Annotated in this window: 24 protein-coding genes; 18 read left to right on the forward strand and 6 right to left on the reverse strand. The window is 65.4% G+C overall.

The window, feature by feature from the left end:
* Positions 1-77: 77 nt before the first annotated feature.
* From ACI2L1_RS12445 to ACI2L1_RS12455, 3 genes are all read left to right on the forward strand, one after another.
* A complete protein-coding gene (locus tag ACI2L1_RS12445) occupies positions 78-695 on the forward strand; it encodes a hypothetical protein (RefSeq protein WP_404739287.1) in 618 nt (205 codons plus the stop codon).
* Positions 696-1,870: 1,175 nt separating this feature from the next.
* The gene (locus tag ACI2L1_RS12450; RefSeq protein WP_404739288.1) at positions 1,871-3,226 is read left to right on the forward strand and encodes a deoxyguanosinetriphosphate triphosphohydrolase family protein; all 1,356 of its coding nucleotides are present in this window, start codon (positions 1,871-1,873) and stop codon (positions 3,224-3,226) included.
* A gap of 166 nt (positions 3,227-3,392) precedes the next feature.
* Positions 3,393-4,310 carry a Ku protein gene (locus ACI2L1_RS12455; RefSeq protein ID WP_404739289.1) on the forward strand — a complete coding sequence of 306 codons (918 nt, stop codon included), beginning with the start codon at positions 3,393-3,395 and terminating at the stop codon, positions 4,308-4,310.
* Here ACI2L1_RS12455 and ACI2L1_RS12460 read toward each other — a convergent pair.
* Complete coding sequence (locus tag ACI2L1_RS12460; protein WP_404739290.1) at positions 4,307-4,576, reverse strand: DUF6233 domain-containing protein; 270 nt, start codon at positions 4,574-4,576, stop codon at positions 4,307-4,309. The two genes, ACI2L1_RS12455 and ACI2L1_RS12460, sit on opposite strands and share 4 nt — an antisense overlap.
* A 329-nt stretch (positions 4,577-4,905) precedes the next feature.
* On the opposite strand from ACI2L1_RS12460, the gene ACI2L1_RS12465 reads away from it, so the two are divergent.
* Complete coding sequence (locus tag ACI2L1_RS12465; RefSeq protein ID WP_404739291.1) at positions 4,906-5,274, forward strand: hypothetical protein; 369 nt, start codon at positions 4,906-4,908, stop codon at positions 5,272-5,274.
* Positions 5,275-5,280: 6 nt separating this feature from the next.
* Here ACI2L1_RS12465 and ACI2L1_RS12470 read toward each other — a convergent pair whose 3' ends face one another.
* A complete protein-coding gene (locus ACI2L1_RS12470; RefSeq protein ID WP_404739292.1) occupies positions 5,281-5,571 on the reverse strand; it encodes a hypothetical protein in 291 nt (96 codons plus the stop codon).
* Positions 5,572-5,744: 173 nt separating this feature from the next.
* Between ACI2L1_RS12470 and ACI2L1_RS12475 the strand changes: the two genes are divergently transcribed.
* Positions 5,745-7,421 carry an HNH endonuclease gene (locus ACI2L1_RS12475; protein WP_404739293.1) on the forward strand — a complete coding sequence of 559 codons (1,677 nt, stop codon included), beginning with the start codon at positions 5,745-5,747 and terminating at the stop codon, positions 7,419-7,421.
* Positions 7,422-7,683: 262 nt separating this feature from the next.
* On the opposite strand, the gene ACI2L1_RS12480 is transcribed toward ACI2L1_RS12475, so the two are convergent.
* The 3 genes from ACI2L1_RS12480 to ACI2L1_RS12490 all read right to left on the reverse strand — a co-directional run bounded on the left by ACI2L1_RS12480 (position 7,684) and on the right by ACI2L1_RS12490 (position 10,541).
* The gene (locus ACI2L1_RS12480) at positions 7,684-9,132 is read right to left on the reverse strand and encodes a pentapeptide repeat-containing protein (protein WP_404739294.1); all 1,449 of its coding nucleotides are present in this window, start codon (positions 9,130-9,132) and stop codon (positions 7,684-7,686) included.
* A gap of 117 nt (positions 9,133-9,249) precedes the next feature.
* Positions 9,250-9,483, reverse strand: a complete 234-nt coding sequence (locus ACI2L1_RS12485) for a DUF6233 domain-containing protein (protein ID WP_404739295.1) — start codon at positions 9,481-9,483, stop codon at positions 9,250-9,252.
* A gap of 62 nt (positions 9,484-9,545) precedes the next feature.
* On the reverse strand, positions 9,546-10,541 hold the full coding sequence (locus ACI2L1_RS12490) for a DUF4365 domain-containing protein (protein WP_404739296.1): 996 nt from the start codon (positions 10,539-10,541) through the stop codon (positions 9,546-9,548).
* Between the two features lie 196 nt (positions 10,542-10,737).
* Between ACI2L1_RS12490 and ACI2L1_RS12495 the strand changes: the two genes are divergently transcribed.
* Both ACI2L1_RS12495 and ACI2L1_RS12500 read left to right on the forward strand, forming a co-directional pair.
* On the forward strand, positions 10,738-11,973 hold the full coding sequence (locus ACI2L1_RS12495; protein ID WP_404739297.1) for a helix-turn-helix domain-containing protein: 1,236 nt from the start codon (positions 10,738-10,740) through the stop codon (positions 11,971-11,973).
* Complete coding sequence (locus ACI2L1_RS12500) at positions 11,970-12,533, forward strand: flavoprotein (RefSeq protein ID WP_404739298.1); 564 nt, start codon at positions 11,970-11,972, stop codon at positions 12,531-12,533. Before ACI2L1_RS12495 ends, ACI2L1_RS12500 begins: the two co-directional genes overlap by 4 nt.
* A 216-nt stretch (positions 12,534-12,749) precedes the next feature.
* Here ACI2L1_RS12500 and ACI2L1_RS12505 read toward each other — a convergent pair whose 3' ends face one another.
* Entirely contained in the window at positions 12,750-13,145 is a 396-nt protein-coding gene (locus ACI2L1_RS12505) for a GntR family transcriptional regulator (RefSeq protein ID WP_404739299.1), read from the reverse strand.
* Between the two features lie 935 nt (positions 13,146-14,080).
* Between ACI2L1_RS12505 and ACI2L1_RS12510 the strand changes: the two genes are divergently transcribed.
* From ACI2L1_RS12510 to ACI2L1_RS12560, 11 genes are all read left to right on the forward strand, one after another.
* Positions 14,081-14,374 (forward strand): hypothetical protein, encoded by a 294-nt coding sequence (locus ACI2L1_RS12510; protein ID WP_404739300.1) that lies wholly within the window; start codon positions 14,081-14,083, stop codon positions 14,372-14,374.
* Complete coding sequence (locus ACI2L1_RS12515) at positions 14,371-14,700, forward strand: hypothetical protein (RefSeq protein WP_404739301.1); 330 nt, start codon at positions 14,371-14,373, stop codon at positions 14,698-14,700. The genes ACI2L1_RS12510 and ACI2L1_RS12515 overlap by 4 nt, the downstream gene beginning before the upstream one ends.
* On the forward strand, positions 14,700-15,080 hold the full coding sequence (locus ACI2L1_RS12520) for an RRQRL motif-containing zinc-binding protein (RefSeq protein ID WP_404739302.1): 381 nt from the start codon (positions 14,700-14,702) through the stop codon (positions 15,078-15,080). The genes ACI2L1_RS12515 and ACI2L1_RS12520 overlap by 1 nt, the downstream gene beginning before the upstream one ends.
* A gap of 4 nt (positions 15,081-15,084) precedes the next feature.
* Positions 15,085-16,104: a hypothetical protein gene (locus ACI2L1_RS12525; RefSeq protein ID WP_404739303.1), complete on the forward strand. Its 1,020-nt coding sequence runs from the start codon at positions 15,085-15,087 to the stop codon at positions 16,102-16,104.
* A 222-nt stretch (positions 16,105-16,326) separates the two neighbouring features.
* On the forward strand, positions 16,327-18,027 hold the full coding sequence (locus ACI2L1_RS12530) for an FtsK/SpoIIIE domain-containing protein (protein ID WP_404739304.1): 1,701 nt from the start codon (positions 16,327-16,329) through the stop codon (positions 18,025-18,027).
* A gap of 166 nt (positions 18,028-18,193) precedes the next feature.
* Positions 18,194-19,186 (forward strand): NlpC/P60 family protein, encoded by a 993-nt coding sequence (locus ACI2L1_RS12535; RefSeq protein ID WP_404739305.1) that lies wholly within the window; start codon positions 18,194-18,196, stop codon positions 19,184-19,186.
* A 3-nt stretch (positions 19,187-19,189) separates the two neighbouring features.
* Positions 19,190-19,465: a hypothetical protein gene (locus ACI2L1_RS12540; protein ID WP_404739306.1), complete on the forward strand. Its 276-nt coding sequence runs from the start codon at positions 19,190-19,192 to the stop codon at positions 19,463-19,465.
* Between the two features lie 6 nt (positions 19,466-19,471).
* Positions 19,472-20,656, forward strand: coding sequence for a hypothetical protein (locus ACI2L1_RS12545; protein ID WP_404739307.1), 1,185 nt, complete (start codon positions 19,472-19,474; stop codon positions 20,654-20,656).
* Positions 20,657-20,751: 95 nt separating this feature from the next.
* Positions 20,752-21,825: a hypothetical protein gene (locus ACI2L1_RS12550; RefSeq protein ID WP_404739308.1), complete on the forward strand. Its 1,074-nt coding sequence runs from the start codon at positions 20,752-20,754 to the stop codon at positions 21,823-21,825.
* On the forward strand, positions 21,822-23,987 hold the full coding sequence (locus tag ACI2L1_RS12555; protein ID WP_404739309.1) for a hypothetical protein: 2,166 nt from the start codon (positions 21,822-21,824) through the stop codon (positions 23,985-23,987). The genes ACI2L1_RS12550 and ACI2L1_RS12555 overlap by 4 nt, the downstream gene beginning before the upstream one ends.
* Positions 23,988-24,162: 175 nt before the next feature.
* On the forward strand, positions 24,163-24,381 hold the full coding sequence (locus ACI2L1_RS12560) for a hypothetical protein (RefSeq protein WP_404739310.1): 219 nt from the start codon (positions 24,163-24,165) through the stop codon (positions 24,379-24,381).
* Positions 24,382-24,395: the final 14 nt, after the last annotated feature.

Raw genomic sequence — 24,395 nt, forward strand, 5'->3', positions numbered from 1 at the left:
AAGAACTGCCCGAGCCGGAGGCTGGGAGGAGGCCCCGTCAGTGGCGCGACCTCACGGTGATAGGAAGCCTACTGACCGTGCTGCTTGCCGTTCCGGGGACCGTGTGGGCAGTGCTGGTTGCTCAAGACCAACTCCATCAGTCGCAGGAGGCGGAGACCAAGTCGGAACGCGCTCAGGCATCCCGGGTATCCATCTGGGCAATTCAGGATGCGCACGGCAAGTGGTCCCTGCACCTGGCGAACAGGAGTCCCGACCCCGTCACCAACGTGCACCTGACCTTCGTGGCGGTAGACGGCCGTACGAAGGTGGTAGCGGGCCATCCGAAACTGACTTGGGTCGGCTGGTCGCTCTCACTGACGAGTGTGCCTCCCTGTACGGATATGACGATCACCCAGGACCAGCTCGGCTACAGCGAAGAGATGAGCGCCGCCCTAGCAAGCCTTCACAGCTTCGCTTCGCCGTACTTGCAGGGGGTGCCGACAAAAGCCGGATGGCGGCCTGTCGCAGATCACGTTGCCATCCTGGAGAGTGGTGGTTTGCAATTCACAGACCGCGATGGATTGACCTGGGTACGACGCGATGGGCGGCTGGCTCAGGGTGCCTCTGCTCTGCAACCCCTTCCTGGAATACAGGGCGGCGTAAAGGGCATGCCATCAGCCCACGCGGTTGCGCAGTGCGAGGACGCGGATGGTTGAGCCCGGGCCCGCGATGATGCTTGCGAGTCCGGGAAACCGGCATGACCCACGACCGGGGGCTGCAGGCCCTCAGGTTTAGGGAACCCAGGCGTGTGTCTGCGACGACGATGCCTGAGCCCTCAGCTTGGGAAGCTGAGGGCATCTGGGGCTTGTTTCCGGGGTTGCCCTGCGGCTGAGCGGCTTCGGGGGCCTGGTGCGAGGTCGGCATTCCTCTGGGTTCCCGTGGCTCCCCGCACGATCTGGCACAGGTCTGGCACGACTTCTTCGTCTGGAACTGGTGACTGAAGGGACGGTCCTTCAACGCCGCGCATGCTCGCTCGACCTTGTCAGGGTCTGCTCCAGGCGGAAGCGAACCTTCTCGATGGGCCTGCCAATCGATCAGAGCAGGCTGATGAGACAGCAGTCCGTGCTGTCGGGCAGAGATCCCGCAACTGGCGCTGCATGGCTCGCCAGCATGATCTTTTCCAGCTCAGCTTGAGAAGCCTAGGCATCAACGCAGAGGGTGCCCTGTCACCTGTGGCGAAGCAAGATCGGGGGCTGCCGCCCGCTGCCCGCGATACCTCGAGTCGATCTCTTGCGGCACTCAAACACGCACGCCAGCTGGTTCCCGCGCTGAACGGTGTGATCTCCGGTGAGTGTTCCTCCTCACCTGGGCCTTTACAGTGCGGGCCGATGTCGGCAAGGATGCCGTCGAAATGGCTTAAGTGCCTCGCCGAGGTGACCTTGGAAACTTAGGTTACTCCGGGCGAACGGCAGGATCGTCAAAGCAACAGTCGCAACATCCCTTCCCTGGAGTGCCTCATCGCGACTCGGTGCGCTCGCGCGCAGAGTGGTGTGGGGGCACACTTGTATGTGAAGGCGGTTGCGACCCGTACGCGAAGGGACATTATGTCCGACCGCCTCGACCGGCAAGTTCAGGAACAGCATGAATTGTGGCAATCTGAGCAAGTCCGGAGCGTTCTGATAGAGGTAATGGATGCCCATTCAGAGCCTGTCCCTTTCGCGCTGCTTGAGCGGGAGGGCATGGAGCGTACGGGATTCGATAAATGGCCTGTGAGGCAGGCCATATGGCATCTGCTGAGTGTTGGCGAGATCTCTTTTGATCGAAAGGAAGGGAATCTCGCGCGAACTTGAGGGTTCCAGCACCTTGAGGATCGTCACTGCGGGAGTTCGTCATGTCGTCAAACCTGGACCCGGAAGCTCGCAAATATAACAGTAAGCGACTTCCCGGCGACTACGCGAGTCCGTTCGATGAAGATCGCGGAAGGATCTTCTACTCAACAGCCTTTCGTAGGCTCAATGGGGTGACTCAAGTCGCCCCGGCGACTGAGCAGCGACTCCTGCACAATCGATTGACCCACAGTTTGAAGGTTGCGGAGGTTGGGCGCCGGCTCGCCGACAGGATTCTTTACGACCCTGAGGATGGGAACAGGTCTCTAGAAAAGGTGCTTCATCCTGCTGTTGTGGAGACTGCTGGTCTGGCTCACGATATCGGGCATCCACCGTTTGGTCATGCAGCAGAGTCTGTCCTCAATGAACTCATGTCAACTGTTGACGGACTTGAAGGATTTGAAGGCAATGCCCAATCGTTCAGGATTGTCACGAAGTTGGCTGTGCGTGAAACCGGCTCGCAAGGACTTAATCTAGCGCGCGGTAGCCTTGACGCCGTCCTAAAATACCCGCAAAAGAAGGAAGAAGTTTCCGCTACAGGAAGTAAGGGGGAGCATGAATGGATAGACCGCGAATATGGAAGCAAATGGGGTTACTACGAGAGCGAGTCTAGGGTTTTCACCTGGATCAGAGGAGAGTCGGGCACTGCCGGTCGAAGCGTTGCCGCTATTCTTGTTGACTGGGCGGATGACATCAGTTATGCGATACATGATGTAGAAGATTACTTCCGTGCGGGTCTTATTCCCTTGCATGAGATAGAAGATGATTTCGGTAAAATCGTCGCTCACGGAGTGGCCCGCCTCACGCGATCTCTTAACGGTTTCAATGCGGGAATGTTTGAAGACGCATTGAGGAGTGTGGTCGCCTCGCTGCCGTTTGCGCGCCCATTTTCCGACACACAGCGCGATCGACAGCTACTACACGAGGTGACCTCTGCTCGTCTACGTGACTACGTGTCGGCAGCTGAGCCCCTGGATGAGTGGCCCTATGTTCGAATCCATGAAAGGCAACAGTACGAGGTCGAGGCCCTAAAAGAGCTGACCTGGTTCTATGTGATCCATAATCCCGCGTTGGCTCTCGCGCAGGAAGGTCAAAAAAAGGTCATACGTGAACTGTACGTGACGCTGCGAGACTGGCTATGCAGAGAAGAGGATAGTCCAAGAATCCCCTCTGCTCTGATTGAATTCTACAATGTGGCTCGACGGGATCTTCAGGCCGGTTCGAACTTGAACAGGAATGCAAAGGTTAATCGCGCAGTGTGCGATTACATTTGCACGCTGACGGACGCTCAGGCGCTTGATATTTATGAGCGCCTGATAGGAATGTCAAGGGAATCTATCTTTGGTGTCTCATTCCTATGAGGCCGCTGAATAGGGCCAGCCTCTTCGGGTTTCGGGATGTGATCCGACGGCTCGAGCCGAAGTGGATGCCACGGCGTACCCCTTCTCTGGTGTCAGCGGAGGTACCCGAGCAGGACCGTAGTGGTGGTCGTACGCTGATCTTCTCGGGGCTCACGCGGAGGTTCCCATGCCTCGAACTGTATGGAACGGCGCTATCAGCTTTGGCCTGGTCACGGTGCCTATCCACGTCCAGAGTGCGACTGAGAACCACAGCATCCAGTTCCACCAGTACCACTTGGAGGACATGGGCCGGGTGCGGGTGAAGAAGGTGTGCGAGCTGGAGGACCGCGAGGTCGCCCAGTCGGAGATTGGCAAGGGCTACGAGTACGCCAAGGACCAGATCGTCGCCATCTCCGATGTGGACCTGCGGGAGCTGCCGCTGCCCACGGCGAAGGCGATCGAGATTGAGGCTTTCGTGCCGCTGGAGTCCATCGACCCGATCCAGATCGGCGAGGGCTACTACCTCGCCCCGGACGGGCAGGTCGCGGCGAAGCCGTACAAGCTCCTGGTGCAGGCACTCGCACGGTCGTCGAAGGTGGCCGTCGCCAAGTACGCCTGGAGCGGGCGCGAACGGCTCGGCCTGCTACGGATCCGCGATGACGTGATCGTGCTGCATGCGATGCGCTGGCCTGACGAGATCCGCCCCCCGGCTGCCGTCGATCCGCCTGACGAGAAAGTGTCGGAGGAGGAGATCGAGGGGGCACTTGCCCTGATGGAGTCGATGGCGCGCGACGACCTCAACGGCCCCGAGTTCGAGGACGCCTACACCGACGCCCTCGCGAAAATCATCGAGGCCAAGCGGGAAGACCGCGAGCTCCCCGAGGCACCGACACCTGACAAGCCGGCCCAAGTCCTCGACCTCATGGCCGCGCTCAACGCGTCGGTCGAAAAGGCCAGGTCCTCGCGCGGTGAAAACGCAGACGTGCACGAACTGCCGAAGAAGACCGCGGCAAAGAAGGCGGCGAAGAAGCAGCCGGCCAAGAAGGCGACCGCGAAGAAAAGTGCGGCAAAGAAGGCGACAGGGCGTCGGCCGCGCAGCGCCTAGTCGAGGATGCCCAGCGCGGTGTCCGGCCGGCACTGCGGGCAGGCATCGACACCCTCAGCTAGTGCGCGCAGCGCCTGGTCCCGCTCAACGCCCTTGGACCGCGAGCCTGCGTTCCAGCAGCCGCCGACGTGGACGTATACGGCGTTGCTGTGGGACAGGCCCCGCTCGATCAGCCAGTCCGGCGCCGGCGGCAGGGCGGCGAGTCCGCGCTGCCGTTCGGCCTCGCGCTGCTCCTCCTGAGCGATCCACCGGCGTGTGCGGGCCAAGTCTCGCTCCTGCACGCGCTCCAGGAAACGGAGCGGGGCGAGTCTCGATGGGCCAGCATCGTTCACATGTTCGATTCTAGGAGGTAGCGTGATCCGCGCATCCCGAGGGGCACTGGAGACAGTGTGGACCTGATCGATATCGAGGAGCTGCTCAGACAGCACTCCATAGACGGCGCCGGCCTGGACCCTGCGCCGCCCGAGACTGGCCACCGGGTCAAGGATGATCCGGAGGCCACGGCTCGCTACCGCGCGGACGGAGTACGGACTCACGATGCGAACCGTCAGCCACGAGGAGTGGCAGGAGATGGGCCGCAGAGCCAGGCCCCGCCGTGACCAGTGCTCAGGAGCGCTTCCGCGTCGCGGTGTCCTGCGCCGGCGGTACGATCATGCGCGGCTGGTGGAGCGATCAGGAGGTGGCGCGCGAAAAGTTCCGCAACTGGATCGGCTCCCACGGCAACCTCACTCAGCCGCTCATCACCCTCACTGACGAGATCGACGGCATCCTGTTGACGAGCTGGCCAGAAGAGTCGCAGCCCCCTGCCATGCTGACGGCCATGACGAACGAGCACAGCGACACCGACGCGTCCGCCGAGCCGGACGAGCACGCGAGCGAGCAGGGCGTCGGCGACGAGCCCATCCCGCCGATCACCTCCGACTGGGCTCCCGAAGTCGGCGAGTACCGGATCTCCACCGCCTGACGGCTGCTACTCAACAGGCGCTGCGGGCTCGGGATGCCGTGCGGTCTTCCGCACGTCCGCCTCGACCTGAAAGCGGGCCGCGCCCTGCTCCTGCGCATGCCCCGTGACTGCGGCCTGCACCTCTTCGGCGCTCTTGCGCCAGACCTTCCATGCCGCGTCGTACGCGGCAACCTGCTCCTCGCTCCAGCCGCCGTCCTGCGACGGCGGCCCGTACGAGTCCGCCAACTTCAGGACCTGGGCGTGCGCTTCGTCCGCAACGATCTGCAGGTTCACGAGTTCTTCGAAGGTGTGTGCCACGTGCAGGGATCCTAAGACGGACAGACCGACCACTAACGCGCTGGGCCCGGGGGCCGCTACGTGTCGTGAGGGTCCTCCTGATTCAGGCATCAGCGAACTGCGGCTCTGTGGACGCGTATAGCCCGTTGACATAGCGACTTGTGATGTCAGCGGTGTGATCTACGGTGTCGCGCATGGCACCTTCTGAGATCACTCGTGCAGGCATCTTGCAGGCGATTGCGGAGCACGACCGGATCGGCCCGGAGGCGTTCCGGGACATCTACGGCTTCCGTGCCGCGGCTACCTATCTCCTCGAATACGAGGGGAACCTGTACGACTCGAAGGCGATAGCTGGCGTTGCTCACAAGTACGACTTCGGCGTAGCGCTCAAGCCCTCTTCTCCGGGGCTCAGCGGGGGCCTTAAGCATGCGGTGGCGTGGCTCCGGAGGGAGGGCTTCACCGTGGTGGAGCCCTCCAAGACCTTTCACCGGCGCGTGGGAGACGTCCGGCCGGCTCGACGTGCGACGGGGCCCGCTCTGCACCGTCCCGTTCTTCTGCTCTGGGCCATCGGCCAGGCTCTGGCCGGCGCACCCCGCATGCAGTCGTGGGCGACCACGCGTGATGCTCTCGCGCCACTGCTGGTGAAGTACGGCCAGGTGGAAGACGGTGTGGACGGGGCCCATTACCCGTTCTGGGCGCTCGTTCGCGATGAGCTGTGGACCATTGAGCAGGGGCAGGAACTCAACCTGACCAGTCGAGGGCGACGCCCCACGCTGGAGTCTCTGAATGAGGTCAATCCCCTTGGTGGTCTACGCGAAGATGATTACAACCTCCTCCGCTCGCATCCGGATGCCGCGGCATCCGCGGCTGCGGGGCTGATCCTGCGCTACTTCCATCCCCTTCCAGTGGGCTTGCTTGAAGACTTTGGTCTCCACGAGTTGCTCGCCGGCAGGTGGCCGGGTGCTCTGCGCCCGCTGCTCGGGGAGACCTTCAAGGATCGGGATGCTATTTGGCGGGCTTATGGCGGTCAGAAGATGGCAGGGATCGGCTGCCTTGCCGATGGCATCCTGAGCGTCTTCTCGGACGACAAGGGGCCATACGCCGATGGGCGCATCCCGGACACCAACTGGATTGCCTACGTGGGCGATGGTCTGTCTGGCGATCAGAAGCTCACTGACGGCAACGAGCTCATGGCCGAGCACCAGGCGGCCGGTCGCCCGCTGCGCTACTGGCACAAGCCGTTCCAGGGGCAGTTCAGCTTCGAGACCTGGGCCGTGATCGTGCAACGCCGACTGCGGTGGGGCGTTGGCAAAGACAAGCGGCCCCGTCGTGAGTTCCTTTGGGTGCTGGCGCCTGTCCCCTCCCCGGAGCGGGAGACCTGGCCCTCCGAGGTGCTCGAAGCGCTAGATGCAGATACAGGGGAGCTCTGCGATGACACTGGCGACTACCGTCCCAGCGACCTCGACCTTGAAGCTCCCACCACCGGGGAGAGCGACGAGGATGCCTATCGGCGTCTGGCGCGGAAGGCCGAGGCGAACGCCGAGCGGCGCCTCGGGCTGAAGAAGCCGACGCTGGCCGACAAGTACGTCCGCGACCCCAGCGCGCGAGCTGCCGTCATCAAGCGCTGCCGCGGCAGGTGCGAAAGCCCTCAATGCGCAGGGCATCCCACCGAGCTGACTACAGCCGGCCTGCCAATCTTGCAGGTCGACCACGTCAAGGACCTCGCCAAAGAGGGACCCGATGTCCCTTGGAACATGATCGCCTTGTGTCCGAACTGCCACGCCCTTAAGACCTACGGCGAGAACCGGGAGAAGCTTCGGCGCCTGCTCGCTTCGACTGCGCGCCGCCTCCACGAGGCCAAGCTCAAGTGACCTACTTGTGCTGGTGCCTATTCATGAAGTAGGCACCAGCAGCTCACGGCAACGCTTCAAGAGCATCGTTCAGTCCGCATGTCTGGCCCGTGCGACCTGCTCCGCCGTAGTCTCGGTGGCCCGCAACCGCCCTACTGGCGCCACGCTGCACTCAACGGGCAGGCCAGCAGTCAAGCATGGGGGCACCGCACCACGGATTACTCCGTCGACAGATCTACAGTCGCCTCAGGGTCAACCGATCACGTGGCTCTTTGACCTGGCCTTACGCATGCCATGTGTGCTCCGACTCCCCATTCCGTCCACGTCTGGTCCATAGCTTGCCTCGCCCCGCTCTCCGGCCCACGAGACCCGGGTCCAATACGAACTGGCTTGGGAACTGGCTTAGCTTCCGGTACTTCTCCTCGATCTCAGATTGCCGCGCAATGATGCGGGGATCTTGACCCAGCGACTCCGGCAACTTGGTACTTGACGTCGGACACGCCTTCAGGAGCTGGGGCACCGTCAGCCCTTCCGCCTTCGAGAGGTCAGCACCGTCGAGTTGACAGCCCGTCAGGTCCGCCCCCTTGAGGTCACAGCCCCCCAGGTCCGCACCCTGGAGATGGGCGCCCATCAAGTTCGCTTCTTCCAATGAGGCGCCGATAAGGCGGCTGTCTGACAAGTACGAACCCGAGAGGTCAGCACAGACGAGAACAGCATCCGAAACATCCGCCTTACTCAAACTGGATTGCGAAATATCTGCCCCTCGAAGCATTGCGCCACGCATGCAGGCGCCCGCAAGAATCACCTTGGACATGAACACGCACTTACCTCGGACCGAGGACAGATTCGCTCCCCTCAATGTCGCTTCCTCGAAGAGGGCATCGCGGATATTGGCCCGTGTAAGGTCGGCGTTTGCCAAGCTGGCCTTTGTTAGATCTGCACCTTCCAGCAAGGCGCCAATCAACAAGGCTTCATCAAGCCAGGAGAGCGTCAAATTGGCACCGATGAGATTCGCTCGGGAGAGGTTTACACGCCTCATCTCAGCCCTATGAAGGTTTATTTCAGGGATAAACGCACCAGAAAGGTCAAGCTCCCCAAGTTGGGGAACCTGATCCATCCCTGGATGGCGCCTCTCAGACCAACTAGCAAGAGCGGTCAGTGCTGCGTGGAGGTCAGAAGGGAGCCCGAGCCTGTCCGCACTGCTAGGCGATCGCGACCTACTTCCCCGGATCGCGGCACGCCGGGCAGCCGTCACGCGCTCCCGTTCTTTCCTCTCGCCAACTTTCGGCGACTTTTCCCTGACGAATCCATTGAGTACCTGGACTGCATGGCTGGCCTGGTCCGGCGAATCCTGAAGAATCTGCCCCAATGCCAAAATCCCACCCAATCGCACATACGACTCTTCAGACCCAAGGCGCTCTAACGCCTTACTAAATCGCTCTGTAAGCTGACCTCTGTGACTGAGCCGATAATTTCGAGCCGTGTAAAGCAGGGCGATCACCGCCCCGGCAGCAGCAAGCACCTGAACAGAAGCCAATCTGAACTGCCCCATTGCAGCGGACCGCTCAGCCGCATCGAGTGAATGCCAATAGCTATTCGACGGCGGATAGAAGTTCCGCCATACCAAAGTCACCCCTTTACTGACAGCAATGAGACAGATGAACGCCAAAGCCGCAACGGCAACAGCAAGAGACAGCTGACGCCACCGCAGCATCTTGGATGAAACTCCCATGATGGGACCATGCCCAACGATCGCGGCACGGTAGGCCTCAACCGAGATGTTCAGAGCAAGAATTGAGGATGCCAGGCACATCAACTCACCAGCTGCCCGGACGCAGGCCGCGCAACGCTAGACGAGGCTGCCCAGCACAGTGTCCGGCCGGCACTGCGGGCAGGCATCGACCCCCTCGGCGAGTGCGCGCAGCACCTGGTCCCGCTCAACGCCCTTGGACCGCGAGCCTGCGTTCCAGCAGCCTCCGACGTGGACATACACCGCGTTGCGCTGGGACCGGCCCCGTTCGATCAACCAGTCCGGCGCCGGTGGCCGGGCGGCGAGTCCGCGCTGCCGTTCGGCTAGACCCATGGACACCAGTTCACTAACGCCGGATAAACCAGGTCCTCTATGGAACGCATTTTACCTCGGGATCATTGTTGATCATCCTCCATTTTAGCTTTATCGCCTTGCGCGGATCGCTTTTGCTTGCTCAGAAAATTGATCCTTGCGGCAACCAATTTAGCGAGCATGTCGGGCGTAAAGAAGAGCGGATAGAAGGTGGCACACAACTCTTTCACGAGAGCCAGTGGGGCGCCATTCTCGGAGCAATTTAGATGGATTGTTTCAAATACGGCCGTCATCATCGCTCGCGTCGTAGCTTCCTCTACATCCTTTGGGCCTTCTCGAATGTAGTAGGCGAACAGCACCTCCGCGAAATGCTCGGTAAATCCACCCATTGGTCGTACCGCTTTGATTGCGACGCCGAAGTCGAAAATAAGCGAAGAAAGTACACCTTTATAGAACTGAACGCTGGCCTCCAGTTCCATTTCACGAGCCTCTGCAAGGTTTGATCTTGCATACACCATGGCTCGATTCGCGTGCTCTATTCGCGCAGCCCAGCAAAGTTTCGCCACGGCTGCCTGATCAAATGCAAGCCCTCGCGAGAAAGTAATAGATATTGCCCTGTTGGATCGATTTGACAACTCGACATGGTCGAACTGTTCTTGCGGCATCGTAAACCAGCCGCGTTCATGTTTAACGTCCCACAGCACTACGATCACGAGGTCCGCAGTGCGTACCCAGCGCAACACCTGATCGGCCTTAACCTTGACCGACGGCAGGTTTCTGCCCGAGCAGTCCCGCTCCGTTCCTTTCACTTGTACCCAGACGCGCGCTGGATCCAGACGACCTTCATGACAGATCTGAACCAATAGATCTTCTCCGTAGTCTTCGTGGATCTCATCTACGGCGTGCCCTTGTAAGTTCCACTCTCGGCGGACTGCAGCTACTGCCAGAGAGGCAATCCTGTGCTGAGCTGGTCTGCGAGTCATCTCTTCCCTTGCTCTTCTTTTCAGCGGCGCGGACTTACTGCGCCCAGAAATGAATGATGGCAGCAAAATCTCCGTCATAAGTGAGGTGCGGTCCATCCGACTCCGGAGGGGTGAAGCCAGCGGTTTCTCATGGCAGCCCGGATGTGAAGAGACCCGGACACTGTGTCCGGGTCTCTTCACATCCGGTACCTCAGTCTCGTAGTGCCACAAGGCAGCCACAAGGCTGTCTACCCACGTCATGGCCCGGTCTGTACCGTAAAGGGGCCCCACGACAAGCAGGAGGCAGCACGTAATGCGTGGTCTTGGAGATCACCTGAGCATCGGTGAACGCATCGCGTTCTACCGGAAGCGTCGTGGCTACACGCAAGAGGTGCTCGCCGGTCTGGTCGGGCGTAGCACCGACTGGTTGGCGAAGATCGAGACGGGGCGCCGGAAGCCTCCCCGGATCGACATGCTCGCGGAACTGTCGCGCATCTTGCGCGTGCCCCTTGGGGACCTGCTCGGGCAGACCACGCTCATGGAGGATGAGAAGCAGCAGGACGACGTTCCAGCCGTGCGCGACGCGCTCATGAGCCCGCGTCGGCTGTCTCGTCTGCTCTTCGGCCCGGAGGCTGAGGTACAGCTCCCCACGCCGGCGCCTGTGGCCGTGCGCGTGGAGCAGGCATGGAACGACTACCAGGGCGGGCGACTCGGCAGCGTCATCGCCTCGCTGCCAGCACTCCTCCAGACTGCACAAGAGCTGGAGGAGCGAGCCGCACGGCGCGGCGAGGACCGTAGCGACTGCTGGGCTGTATCGGCCCGCACCCATCACCTCGCAGCAACGACCCTCGCCAAGATCGGTGAATCGGACATCTCATGGCTCGCTGCGGAGCGTGCGATGCGTGCCGCAGACGAGTCCGACGACCCCCTCGTGTTGGCGTCCGCCGCACGGGCCGGCACGCACGCCCTGCTGGCCAACGGCCGGTACGACGACGCGTTGGAGCTGGGCAACACGGCCGCCGCATGGCTCTCGTCTCAGGTGACCGACAACGACCCTGCCGCGCTGAGTCTGCTGGGGATGATCCATCTGCGAGCCGCTGTCGCGGCGGCTCGCCACCAGGACCGGCCCACCGCTGCCGGCCTGCTGGGCCGAGCCGAAGAGCTCGCGGATGATCTCGGCTCGGATGAGAACTACTGGCAGACCGGCTTCGGGCCCACGAACGTGCTGCTTCACCGTCTGTCGGTTGAGCTGGACCTCGACAACGTGTCGTACGTGGTGGAACACGGCCGGATCAACGTCGACCACATGCCTCAGGAACGGAGCGTGTCGCACCGCATCGACTTCGCACGCGCTCTCTCGCTCAACGGTCAGGGCGATGAGGCACTCACGGAACTCCGCACGGCCGAACGCACGTCGCCACAGCTCGTACGCAACAATCCGAGGGTTCGCGAGACGCTGCGGGATCTGATCAAGCAATCACCGGTTACCGGTGGCTCGCGATCATCCGAGGTGTTCGTGATGGCCCAAAGGTGCAGGGCGGTGCAGTGAGTTCAGGCAAGCGTGGGGTGCTCGGAGTCGTCGGGTCGGCGGCCGGAGGCGTAGAGGCGTTGCGCACCGGCCTCGTTGCACCCGCGATGGGGCGCGGTTGGCAGGTGGCGGTCACTCTGACGCCGACCGCTGGTCAGTGGCTACGGATAAGCGGCGAGGTCGAGCAGCTGGAGAAAGTGACCGGCCTTCCAGTGCGCGATGAACCCCGCCTTCCTGGCGAGGCACGACCGCACCCGCCGGTTGACTGCTATGTGGTAGCCCCCGCTTCAGCCAACATGGTGGCTAAGCTCGCCGCCGGCCTGATGGACAACCAGGCGCTCACCCAGGTGGGCGAGGCGATCGGCACCCTCGGCTTGCCCGTCGTCCTCTTTCCTCGGGTGAACGCGGCGCATGCCCGCCACCCGGCATGGCAGAACCACATTGACACCCTTCGGGCAGGGGGCGTTCGCATCGTCTACGGCCCGGAGGTGTGGCCGCTGTACGAACCGCGCGAGGCGCCGGCGGGGCGCGAACTGCCCTGGGGGGCAGTGCTGGATGCCGTGGACGAAGCGACTCGATGACGAGTCGTCAACTGCCCTGCCCTGCAAGCAAAGAGGACCCGGACACTCTGTCCGGGTCCTCTGCCGTTCACGGCTACATGCTCATTGGCATGCCAAGGATCAATGAGCGAAGCAGCGAGCTGGAGTGCATGACTCCTGCTGAACTCGCTTTGGTCAAAGCGAGTTTGAGGGACGCACGCCTCCAGGTCGAACGACTGCTGAGGCGTGCGGATGGACTCACGGCGACGGTGGAGTCTCGCTACCCACAAGCCGCTCAAGCCGGTCAAGCCGCTCCCCGAGCAACCGGAGAGCGTCATGAATCGTGCTGAGCTCGGTGGCCAGGGCTGCGAAAGCAGGGCTGCTGCCCGGCTCGGTGCCAAGGGGTGCCGCAGGGTCGCGGACGAACGTTCCGCGCCCCTGTTGGGTGAGGATCAACCCCTCATCACGGAGCTGACCGTACGCGCTCTGAACAGTCATGAGCTGCACGCCAAGGTCCTTGGCAAGCGCGCGAGCTGCTGGGAGCCGATCCCCCGCGTGGTACTCGTGATCGGGGCCCGTGATCTTCTCGCGGAACTGCGCCGCGATCTCCTTTGCCGTCGGCGTGTGCTTCGGCACCTCAGAGCTCTGATCCATACCCCCGAGAGTAACCGGACCTAGGTCAATCTCACGTTGCTCCGCCAGCACCCTCTTGACATTCAGATTGACCTAGGTCAATCTAAACCACGTCAGAAGCGGAGACCCGTAAGGGCTTACCCGCTCTGCCTGAAAGCCCCTGACCTGCAAGAGGTCGGGCCGTGAACAACCCCGCAGGGACCCGCTTACACGCGGCCACGCGGCAGGGGAGACGTAGAAGTCCGTCGTCTTCACGGATTGATCGGTGTCATCGGCTAAGCCGTTGGTCTGACCCTCGGGCGTAGACCCAGGGACCGGATCACCGGGGACCCCGGTGATTGGGCTGCACCCGGTCCATGACAGGTAGCCATTCCAGGGAGATCAACTCAGCGAGTGACGACTGAGTGACGCGGTGACCGCGCGCCGACCAAGAGGAGGCGGAGCAAGGCGCACACGGGAGCCGCGAGAAGACGGTGACGGGCTTTCCCGTCACTCGTCATGCGGGCAGGGCACTGGCGATCGCGTCGGTGCCCTGCCCGTTTGATGAGGAAGCAGGGCGGCCCCCCGGGTGGCACCCCGGAGGACCGCGAACAGGCACCTGTCGAGGAGGCACCTGTGATCACCAGTCTGACAGAGGCGGAGCGGGATGAGCTGTCCCGCAAGGCCGGTGAAGCGAACAAGCGCAGCGAGGACAACGCCCGTTCCCGGGGCGGCCGTTGATGGCCGGCTTGGAGCACGAGAAGACGAAAGATCCGCTGCCGTCGCGTCCGCGCGGCCCGCACCCCTACTGATCCCCACCGCCCTGATGGCTCCGGCCGGGTTCGACTCCCGGCCGGGGCGCTCCGGCCCGCCGCCTTCCGCGGTGTGGGCCGCACTTCCCGGACAGGCTGCCGCCCGCTGGAGGGCGCTCGCGCGGCTTCGGGCTCTTCCTCTATCCCTTCGACATGGGAGCTCCCATGCGCAGTTACGTCGGCGGCCACCGGGCCGACACCCCACAGGACTTCGCCGAACTCGCCCTCGGTACCCCCACCGAACTCTGGCTCGGGGTCGACGGCGAGAGCGAGACGGAGCGTGCGGCCCGCCTGGACGCGGCCCGCGACATCCTCGCCGACCCGGAGTTCGGCACCCTGCCCGACGACCTGATCCGCCTGGCCGCGCGGGTTGTTGAGGAGCACCCAGACCTGTTCTACGTGGTCCCGCTGGCCCGCCCCGCTCGCCGGCGCACTGTGCGTCGGGGGGTTGCGGCGTGAGCGAGAGCCTGACGCTGGACGACTTGGCCGTGCCGCTGCGGGCGCTGCGCCTGCTGGCCGCGGACTTCGGGCACCTGTCGGCGCCGACCGTGGCAGTGTCCACCGTCTTCCCGGACCGGTTGGAGCTGTCGTTCCACAACGACCTGGCCGGCTTCGAGGCATGGCGCGATGCTCTGGGCATCCCTCCGGAGGCCGTGGTCTACCGCGAGCAGAGCGGCGGCTGTACCCGCGTCCTGACGGCCAGCACCGACCGTGCGGACACGGTCGTGGACTTGGTCGGCTACGGCGACATCAGCGCCCCGCAACCGACCGGGGCGGCGGGCTGATGTCGATCGGGTGGAGCAAGTGCTTCGACCCGAACGGCGCCGGGCTTGGCATCCCTACGTGGCCGTGGCGGTGCGCACCGGATGGGTTCGCGACCAGACGGCAGTTACGGGCCCGCGGCCTCCGCCCTGGCGGTCAGCCGATCGCCGGCCAGATACTTCGGCCCCGGTACCGGCGCGGACCGCTGGTCGCCTACCTGTACCGGCTCGACAAGGCGTTGCCGGTCCGGCCCATGACCCCGGCCAAGCGGCGGGCGCTGGACTGCGCGATGCGCGCCCGCCGGACCTGCCCGCAGTGCCGTCTGGACGCCGGATACGTCATCCCTTCATCCCTCGGGGTCTGCGTCCCCTGCGCCTACCCCGACGACCAGAACAAGGAGTGATCACATGGACTGGAAGGAAGTACTGGCCGTGCTGCGCAGGTTGGCGCACTGGAGTCTGCCGGCCGGGCTGACCGGTCTGTCGCTGGGCTGGACGGTCTACGCGGTGGGCGAGATCCTCGCCCACCAGGCACCGGAGCCTCTGGCCTACACGGTGGCCGGGATCTATGACGCGGTGTGGCTGTACGCGCTGGCCATGGAAACCGCCCACCGCCGCCAGGGCTCCAAGGCGACCCTGCCCACCCTGCTCGGGTGGCTGTTCCTCGTGACGTCGGTCGGCGTGCTGTTCACCCACGGCCTGCTCTACGCCACCGCGGTCGTCGCGGTCATCGGCGCCGTGGTCCCCGCTGCCGCCAAGGCAACTCTCATCATGGCCGTGGAACGGGAGGCCACCCGGATCTCCCCCGCGGCACAGGCGCAGATCGACGCGGTCCGCAGTGCGACGCGGGACCAGGTCGCCATCGGCCGCGCGGTCACCCGCGCCAAGACCGACCGCCAGACCACCGCGGCCGTCTTGGAGCGCGAGGAGCAGAAGGCCCGCGGCAAGGCACAGAAGACGCGCCACCAGGCAGCCGAGAAGCTGAGCAAGGTCTCCGAGAAGAGCCCGGTGACCGAGGTCCCCGAGGCGGTTCCGGCGCTGTTCTCCGATGAGGACCTGGCCCGGGTGTTGGGGCAGTGGTCGGACGGGGGTGTGTCCCTGGGTGTGTCCCCTGTGTCCCCGCAGGTCAGCCCCGTGTCCCCGACGCCGGAGCTGACCGCTTCGCAGGGCGAGGGACACACCCCGCCCGACTGGTCGGCTCTCGTGCAGGTGGCGGCCGTGGCCGGGGTCGACACCCCCGAGCCGGGCGAGCCGCTGAGCGAGGAACAGCTCACCGTCGTGCTGCGGTGGCTGCGCCACTCCGAGAACCCCCCGCTGTCCTACCGCAAGGCCCTGGCCGCGTACCGCGCGGCCGGCTTCTCCGCGAAGGAAGAGCGGGTGCGCAAGGCGTACGCCGCGCTGATCGACGCGGAGGACGCACAGCCGTAGTGCAGCGTCCGGCACACATCAATGACGGCCAGCCCAGGGCTAGTGGGCTGGCCGTCGTCGTGACTGCCGGAAGCAGTCGAACCCAGTGAAGCAGACCCGGTGAGCCCCGGCGAGCGGCACGTTCGCAGACCCGGCGCAGACCCGGCGAGCAGCACGCAACCACCAGACCGCATGCGCGGCGGGCCGTGCCCGCTGGCGCGAGATCGTGAAGAACGGAGGAGTGTGGGAAGGAAGCCACAGCAAGGCAAGGGCGAGGACACCTACGGGCAGTTGACAGGCGCGATCGGTGCCGTGGCGATTGCGTTCGGTGCCCTGGCCGCCATCAGGGACAAGTTGGGCCTGTCCTGGCCAGTGACGGTCCTGGGCACCGCCGGGGCGCTGGTCGCTCTGGGCTATCTGGCCTGGAGGATCCGCACGGGCATCCCGCGGCTGTGGGCGCGCCGCCCGCAGTCTCAGGCCGCGACCCCGCAGGCGGCTTTCGCGCAGGAGGCTCCCGCCGTATGGCAGGGGCTTCCTGCGCAGGCCGCCCCCGGGGGGCTGGTGCCTGGTGGGCCAGCAGATGGGGTGCAGGCGCCTGTCGCCGACTCCCCGGGCGGGAACGAGAGTCACCCGCAACTGACCATGCTGCTCAGCAGGGTGGGGGCCATCAGTAAGGACGAAGCTGTTCGGGCCGGTGACGTCACCATCGAGACGCTGCCGGGTATCGGCACCGTGTACGACTTCCTGGTGCCGGAGGGGCGCACGCACGACGACGTCGCGAAGCGGCTCGGGCCGATCGCGTCGATGTTCGGTGTCACCCGTCTGCACCTGAAGTTGGAGACGTCCCGTCGCAGCGAGCGGCAGGTTCGCCTGTTGGTGCTGAACGAGCCTCCGTTCAGCAGGGCGTTCCCCACGCCGACCCGGCAGGAGATCCAGACGTTCGCGGGGGTTCCCCTCGGACACGAGGTCACCGGCCGGCTCGCCGGGGTGCCGACGTTCGACAAGGCGTCCCTACTCATCGCCGGTATGACACAGATGGGCAAGACGACCCTGGTCAACGGCCTCATCACCTGCCTGTTGATCGCGTACGGCGAGTTCGATCTGTATCTGCTCGACGGGAAACTGTGCGGGCTGACCAAGTTCGAAAAACTCGCCGTCCGGTACGAGGCGTCCGACGACCCGGCCGTCCTGGAGGACATGCTCGATGAGCTGAACTCCCGCGTGGACCGCCGGTATACGCAACTCCAGGACGCCATCCGCAACCGGCAGCCTGCACCGGTCTTCAAGCCGGTGTTCTTCATCGTCGATGAGGCTGCCGACTTCTACACCGACAACGGCACCAAGGAATCGAAAGAGCAGGTCCGCCGGGTAGAGGACAAATCCCGGTCCCTGGTCTCCAAAGCCCTGGAATCCGGAATCGCCACGGTGATGCTGACACAACGCCCGGCAAAGGACGCGATCCCGGTGAAGGTGCGGGATCAATTCCTCTACCGGATGTGCCTGTACGTGGCATCGGAGGGCAGTGCCAAGGTGGCCTTGGGGGATTCGTATTTCGATACGGTCGCCCCGATCCACCCGGCGCTTCTGGATCCGGACGTAAAGGGCCAGGCGGTTCTGTTCGCCAACGGCTCTTCCACCCTTCTCCGCGGTTTCAACTTCGCGGATGAGTTCATCTGGGAAGTGGTCGACGAGGTCCACGCCCGCCGCGAAGCAGCGATCCCGGATTCTCCGCTGAAGCAGGCAATCGAGCTGATGCGGAACACCGGAGTGGAGTTCATGTCCACGCCTGATCTGGCCCCGGCTCTCGGGATCACGGAAACCGATCCGACCGAGCGCGGAAAGCAATTGTCGCGGCTTCTGGGAGGGGTTCCGGCGGCCAAGACCGCGCAGGGCCGCGGCTACCGCCTGACCGACCTCACCGCCGCCGCCCTGGCCGCCGTGTGACCGCCACGGGCACCGCCCACCCACCGCCATCGCACCGCCACAACCGCCACCCCATGGCGGTGACATGGCGGTCCCCGGCCGTGACGTGGCGGTGCCCTGGCGGTCCGCCATGGCGGTTCTGACCAGCACAGACGACCAGAAACTCAGGAAGGAGGAAGGAGCCCCCTTGCGTGCCTCTACAGCCGTCACGATCGGCGTGGGCGCGACCGCGGCCGTCGCCGTGGCCGCTTGCCTGCAAGCGGCCGGCAACGATCCCACGGGAACGCTGCTCAGCCTGTCCGTGCCGAGCCAGTACAAGTCCCTGATCCAGGCGGCGGGAAGCACCTGTCCGGCGGTCACGCCGAACCTGCTCGCCGCGCTCCTCACCCAGGAATCCAACTTCAACCCGAAAGCGCGCTCGCGAGTCGGCGCGGAGGGCATCGCACAGTTCATGCCGTCCACGTGGGAAGCCCACGGCATCGACGGAAACGGCGACGGCAAACGGGACGTGATGGATCCCGAAGACGCGATCCCCTCGGCAGGCGAATACCTCTGCTCCATCGCCAAGGAGGTCGAGGACGTTCCCGGCGACCAGCAGTCCAACATGCTCGCCGCCTACAACGCCGGAAGCGGCGCCGTCCGCAAATACGGCGGCATTCCGCCCTACAAGGAAACACAGAATTACGTCCAGTCCATCGAAGCGCTCGCCAAACAGCCTTCCGGCGGGAAAACAGCGACCAGCGATCAGGGCGTGACCGCCCTCAATGCGGCGTACGCGATGCTCGCTACCCCGTATTCGTGGGGCGGTGGAAACGCGAACGGTCCCAGCACGGGAATCTGTTGCTCGCCGATGGGCCGCTCCGGGGCGAACATCACCGGTTTCGACTGCTCGGGGCTCACGCTCTACGCCTACGCGAAAGCCGGAATCTCACTCCCCCGTACGGCAGCACAGCAGTACGCGGCTTCCGAGCCCATAAAGCCGGAAGACGCCCGCCCCGGCGATCTCGTCTTCTACGGAAAGACCGCCTCAGGAATTCACCACGTCGGCCTCTACATCGGCGGCGGCTACATGCTCAACGCCCCCCGGCCCGGCACCAAGGTCCGTATCGACCCCCTGGACACCATGCCCGACCTGTACGCCCTCGCCCGCCCCGTTCCCCAGCAGAAGCAGGAGATCTGACCCATGAGCAAGCTCTTCATCCTCGCCAAGCCCGTCGACATGTCTGGCGGCTTCAAGGACTTCTTCGCCACCATCGGCCTGACCGGCGGTGGCCTGGTCGTCAAGGGCGTCGCCGCCGTGATCGCGATCATCGCGCTGCGCATGCTGCTTCAGACCTCCAGCGACCCCAAGGGCGCCCTGCGCAAGGGATCGATGGCGATCGGCACGCTGTTCGTCGCGGTCGTCCTCGCGCTCTACGGCGACACCCTGTTCTCTACCGTCACCCAGGCCAAGGGCTGATCGCGTATGGCGGACAACCCTTGCCGTCTGGTCGCACCGCCGATGCGGGAGCTCTGCGAAGAGGACCACGGCATCAGCCCCGGCGGCGGCAGTGGCGGCGGCATCACCGGCGGCGCCGCCGACAACGTCCGGGACTTCGCAGAGAGCATCATCAAAAAGATCATTGCGTTGGTCGCACCGAAGGACGCGTGGGCGCCGAAGAGCGCGGACAACGCGCTGTACGAACCGTTCCTGTGGCTCGGTCAGCACCTGGCCGTCGCCATCTTCGTGTGCGTGGTCGTCGTGTGCGGTCTGACCGCCTGGCAGGGCGCACCGCGCCTGCGTCAGATGGGTGCTTCGACCGGATGGACCCTGGCGGCCGTCGCCGGCATGGCGACGGTCCCGGGGGCGGTGATGATGCTGAACAAGGCCGTGAGCGCCGCGTTCACGACCGCGTTCAACAGCAACGAGAGCACGCTGTTCAAGGTCATCCTGAACGACCTCCAGCAGGGCGCGGACAAGGACGTGCCGCTCGCGAAGCTGTTGACCGTCTCCGCGTTGGTAGTGGCCCTCGCTCCTGCCGCGCTGGTGTTCATCACCCGCAATCTCGGCATCCTCGCGTTCGTCTGCATGGCTCCCCTCGTGCTGGCCTCGCTGGCACGAGGGGGCGACACGACGGCCGTGAAGACGTGGGCGATGCGCCTGCTCGGGCTGATGTTCTGTCCGTTCGCCCTGATCCTGGTCTCCCCGTTCGTCACCCTCGCCCACGGCTCGTTGGTGGTCGACACCGTCCTCCTGCTCGCCGCGGATGCCCTGATGCTGCGCATGGTCTTCCACGGGATCCCGTACTTCGGGCCCAAGGTCGCGCGCGGCGCCCGCACCTTCGTGGAACGGCGCACCGACAACCGGGTGGCCCACGCGGTCGTCCGGGCCGGCGCCCCGGACGTCTACGAGCAGGAGAACACCCCGCACCGCCGGCGCACCATCGACACCCCCGGCCGGGCTGCGCATCGGGACCGCGGGGTCCTGCTCGCCGCGTACGGCGTCCGGCAGCCGAAGCGATCGGCTCAGTTCACGGCGGAGTCCGCACTCGCGCGCCGTCAGGAACGGTCGGCCAACTCGCAGTCCAAGCACAGCACTTCCAGCACCGGCACTCGCCGCGGCCGGTCAGCGGCCTCCCCAACGGGGTCCGGCGAGTCTTCCACCTCGTAGTTACCGCACCGGGCCCGGTGTCTTTCCCCCGCTTAATCACGGGGAGGGCACCGGGCCTGGTGCGGCTCACCCCCAGACTTCCGGAGGTTGTTCCGATGTACTCCCTGGCACCCGGTTACCGCATTCCTGCCCTCCAGCGCGGGCTCAGCCCTGCCGAGACGGTGCTGACCCGGGTGAACGCCGGAATCGGCGGCGCCGTCCTCGCGTCCGCGATGATCTCCCCGCCCCCGCTGTGGGCGTTCGGCGCGGTCGGCGCCGCCGGGGCCCTGCTCAACCTCGCCCCCGGCCCCCGCTCGATGGCCCGCTGGGCGACCGTTGGATACCGGCACCTGCACGAACGCACCGTGCCCGACTCCATGACCAACCAGCCTGGCGCCACCGCAACATGGGCCCTGTATCCGGGCCACGGCACCATGCAGGACGACGCCCGCCGCACCGCGTTCCACGAGGCGTTCTCCAAGGCGCTCACGTTCGCCGGCGGGCAGGCCCGCCAAGCGGGTGTCCAGGTGCACGTCACCCACCATGCCGCGGTCGGCGAGTTCACCGACCACACCCAGACCATCTCCGTGCACGTCCCCAAGGGGCTGGTGGGACAGCCTGACCGGATGCTGGCCACCCTGGAGGGCGAGTTCGCCCGCCTCGGGGCCCTCGCTCACGTCACCCCCGAACCGCTGCCCGTCGTGGTCGACCGCGGCCCCGGCTGGGTCGGCCTGGAGGACGGCCGGTACGCGACCACCGCCCGAGTCACCGGCTGGCCCGATGAGACCGACGGCGACCTGATGGGCAAGGTCCTGCTCGACGACCAGGCAGAGCGCTCGTTCGCAGTCCTGTACCGGCCGCTGCCCGCGGGTCTGTCCCGCCGCTCTGCCAAGTGGCAGCGCGCGGCATCCGAGGCGTTCACGGCCGACAAGGTCAAGCAGGACGCCCACGACATCGCGAGCGGCACCACACACGGCGCCCTCGTGCAGGGCGCCACCCTCGTGGACATCGACGGCTACCTCACCGTGTGGGGCGACAGCCCCGAGGCAGTCACCGATGCCCGCTGGCAGGCATCCCTTGCTGCCGACCGGCACCGCATCGTCCTGGACTGGCTGCCGGGCCAACAGCACCGCGCCCACGTGATGACCACCCCGCACGGCGCATCCACCCGGAAAGGGGCGATCCTGTGATCCGCCTACCCTCCAACCACGCCGCGATCACCGCACCCCTCATCGCCTCCAACACCACCTTCCCCGGCATCCCGATCGGCCGCTCCCTACTGGACGGCCGCGCCTTCCACCTCTCGCCCGTCCTGACCAACGCCGCGATCCTGCCGTCCACGAACTCGCTCGCGCTGGGAGGTCTCGGCTCCGGCAAGTCCACGACGGCCAAGACGCGGATCCGCCGCGAGATCCTCGACAACGCCCACCAGGCCGTAGTCATCGACTCCTTCGGCGAGGACAGCGCGAGCGGCGAGTGGGCGCCCCTGGTCCGGTCGCTCGGGGGCCGGATCATCGAAGCCGGTTCCTTCACCCTCAACCCGTGCAGCGAGCTGTTCCCGCGGGAGGTCCGCGAGGAGTTGGTGCGCTCCCTGATCGCCGCTGTCGAGCCCGGTGCCCTGACCCATCAGGCCGCCCACGCCCTTCAGCACGCCCTCGCCCACCCAAAGGCGACGTCGCTGAACGGGCTGGTCGATGCGCTGGTGGCACCGGAGGACGGCCGGTGGCCGGCCGCGAAGCTGACCGACTGGGGCGAGGGCCCGGCGATCGCCCTTTCCCGCTACACCGAAGGTTCGCTGACCGGCCTGTTCGACGGCCAGGACGCGAGCCTGCCGGAGACGGACCTGCCGATCCTGTCCTTCGACTTCAGCCGACTTGACCGCAACTCCCCGGCGATCCCGTCACTGATGGCCGCGATCTCCTGCTGGGCTGAGCACGTGTGGCTGCGCCAGTCCACCGCCGTGCACCGCCACCTGGTCCTCGAAGAGGCCTGGCAGATCCTGCTGTCCCCGGCCACCAGCGAGCTGATTCAGCGGTTGTTGAAGAACTCCCGCAAAGCCGCCCTGTCGCTGGACGTGGTGATGCACACCCTGTCCGACCTCGGACAGGGCAAGGCGCAGGACCTGGCCCGGCTGTGCGAGATCGCCCACGTCGGGCGGCTGGGACCGGAGGAAGCCGCGATCGTCGGCGCCCTGCTAGGCCTGCCTCAGTCGCTCATCGACATCATCCCCACTCTCGAACCCGGGCAGGCGGTGTGGAAGGTCGGCCCCGACTATGTCGACGTCGTCCAGACCCTGCTCGATGAGGACGAGATGGCACTGACCGATACGTCGTCACGGCGCAGGCACGCACAGCAAGCCCTGGTCCGGGAGCCAGCCATTGAGCAGGACACCACCGCCACCCCGGCGGAACCGGTCACGAAGCCGCACGAGGACATCGCCGTCGACCCGAGCGAGGATCTGCACGCACCGTTCACCGCGGCCGACGACAACTGGGACTGGGAGGCCCTGCCCCCGAACGTCATCGGTGCGCTCACCCGGCACGAGAGCGTCCTCCAGGCCGCGATGAACAGCCGGTTCGACGAAGCCTCTCAACTGGCCGCCCTGTACGAGCGCGAGGACATCACCGGCCACGGCCTCAACTCCCCCCAGGCGCTGGCCTGGTGGGAGACCCGGGCACAGGTGGCCGATCTGCGCGGGGAGCCCGGACAGGCCGCGCAACTGCGCGCTACCGTCGCCCGCATGGGCAACGACGACGCTGCATGGTTCGAGAAGACCGGCGACAGCACGTCCCCGCAATGGCACCGCGGCCCCCAGCCGCACGCCCCCGAACCCCCGACCGACCAACCGCAGCCGCGCGCCTGTCGGCGGACCTGGCCCTACGTCGCCGCGATCACCGCCCTGGGCATCACGATCGCGGGCGTCTACCAGTACGCGGCCGATGACCAGGAACAGCAGAACCGCCAGCAAAAGGCCGCCGCCTACAAGGGCCGCTCCGGGGCCGCCCTCCAACTCGACGGCGTCAACGCCGACCTGGTCGCCCACTGGAACAGCGAGCGGGACCGTGTCCTCCTGGAACTGCGCTCTTACGCAGACCGCAACGCGAAATACCTGCGCATCGACGTGTCCGGGAAGAGCGCGCACACCACTCGGGGCAATGACCGCTGGTTCCCCAAGGCGCCTGAGATCTCGCTGCCGGTCACCGACCCCCTCGCAGACATCACCGTCCGCGTCTCGGTCGGCGGCAAGACCTGGAAGGACGGCGCCCGCGCGCAGTCCCGGACCATCCGCCTGTCCCCGACCGGCGTCGCGTACGACGCAGAGACCGGAACCAAGCTCCCCTCCGATCTCTGACACACGCTTCTCCATCACTCAGGGCCCGCACCCCAGCAGGGGGCGGGCCCTCTCGCATGCACCCACCCGGATGCTCCGCCCGGTCCTCGCCCTCCCGCTCCGGCATAGGAGAGCGAGGACCGGACAGGCCACCCGGCCGCCCACACCGCTCCCCGAGAGACAAGGAGATCCCGCCATGGCGCACATACACGGCACCAGCAGCGACTTTCCGTTGCGGCGCTTCCTGTACCCGTTCGCGATCGCCGGCGCGTTCGTCGCCGGCGGATGGGGACTGGCCGCCGCCCTGGCCTGGCTGCTCGACTACGCCGCCCAGACGGCCACCGTCCTCGCCCACGCCTCCGGGCCCATCGGCGTCGGCGGCCTCACCCTCAAGCTCTTCAGCTCCAAGCGCTGAACCTGCCCAGGGAG

This window comes from Streptomyces sp. NPDC019531, assembly GCF_044903305.1.
Lineage (GTDB): Bacteria > Actinomycetota > Actinomycetes > Streptomycetales > Streptomycetaceae > Streptomyces.

Coding starts and splice junctions, on each gene's coding strand:
- ACI2L1_RS12450 (WP_404739288.1), top strand. CDS start 1,871: ATGTCGTCAAACCTGGACCCGGAAGCTCGCAAATATAACAGTAAGCGA.
- ACI2L1_RS12455 (WP_404739289.1), top strand. CDS start 3,393: ATGCCTCGAACTGTATGGAACGGCGCTATCAGCTTTGGCCTGGTCACG.
- ACI2L1_RS12475 (WP_404739293.1), top strand. CDS start 5,745: ATGGCACCTTCTGAGATCACTCGTGCAGGCATCTTGCAGGCGATTGCG.
- ACI2L1_RS12480 (WP_404739294.1), bottom strand. CDS start 9,132: ATGGGAGTTTCATCCAAGATGCTGCGGTGGCGTCAGCTGTCTCTTGCT.
- ACI2L1_RS12485 (WP_404739295.1), bottom strand. CDS start 9,483: ATGGGTCTAGCCGAACGGCAGCGCGGACTCGCCGCCCGGCCACCGGCG.
- ACI2L1_RS12490 (WP_404739296.1), bottom strand. CDS start 10,541: ATGGACCGCACCTCACTTATGACGGAGATTTTGCTGCCATCATTCATT.
- ACI2L1_RS12495 (WP_404739297.1), top strand. CDS start 10,738: ATGCGTGGTCTTGGAGATCACCTGAGCATCGGTGAACGCATCGCGTTC.
- ACI2L1_RS12505 (WP_404739299.1), bottom strand. CDS start 13,145: ATGGATCAGAGCTCTGAGGTGCCGAAGCACACGCCGACGGCAAAGGAG.
- ACI2L1_RS12510 (WP_404739300.1), top strand. CDS start 14,081: ATGCGCAGTTACGTCGGCGGCCACCGGGCCGACACCCCACAGGACTTC.
- ACI2L1_RS12520 (WP_404739302.1), top strand. CDS start 14,700: ATGTCGATCGGGTGGAGCAAGTGCTTCGACCCGAACGGCGCCGGGCTT.
- ACI2L1_RS12525 (WP_404739303.1), top strand. CDS start 15,085: ATGGACTGGAAGGAAGTACTGGCCGTGCTGCGCAGGTTGGCGCACTGG.
- ACI2L1_RS12540 (WP_404739306.1), top strand. CDS start 19,190: ATGAGCAAGCTCTTCATCCTCGCCAAGCCCGTCGACATGTCTGGCGGC.
- ACI2L1_RS12545 (WP_404739307.1), top strand. CDS start 19,472: ATGGCGGACAACCCTTGCCGTCTGGTCGCACCGCCGATGCGGGAGCTC.
- ACI2L1_RS12550 (WP_404739308.1), top strand. CDS start 20,752: ATGTACTCCCTGGCACCCGGTTACCGCATTCCTGCCCTCCAGCGCGGG.
- ACI2L1_RS12560 (WP_404739310.1), top strand. CDS start 24,163: ATGGCGCACATACACGGCACCAGCAGCGACTTTCCGTTGCGGCGCTTC.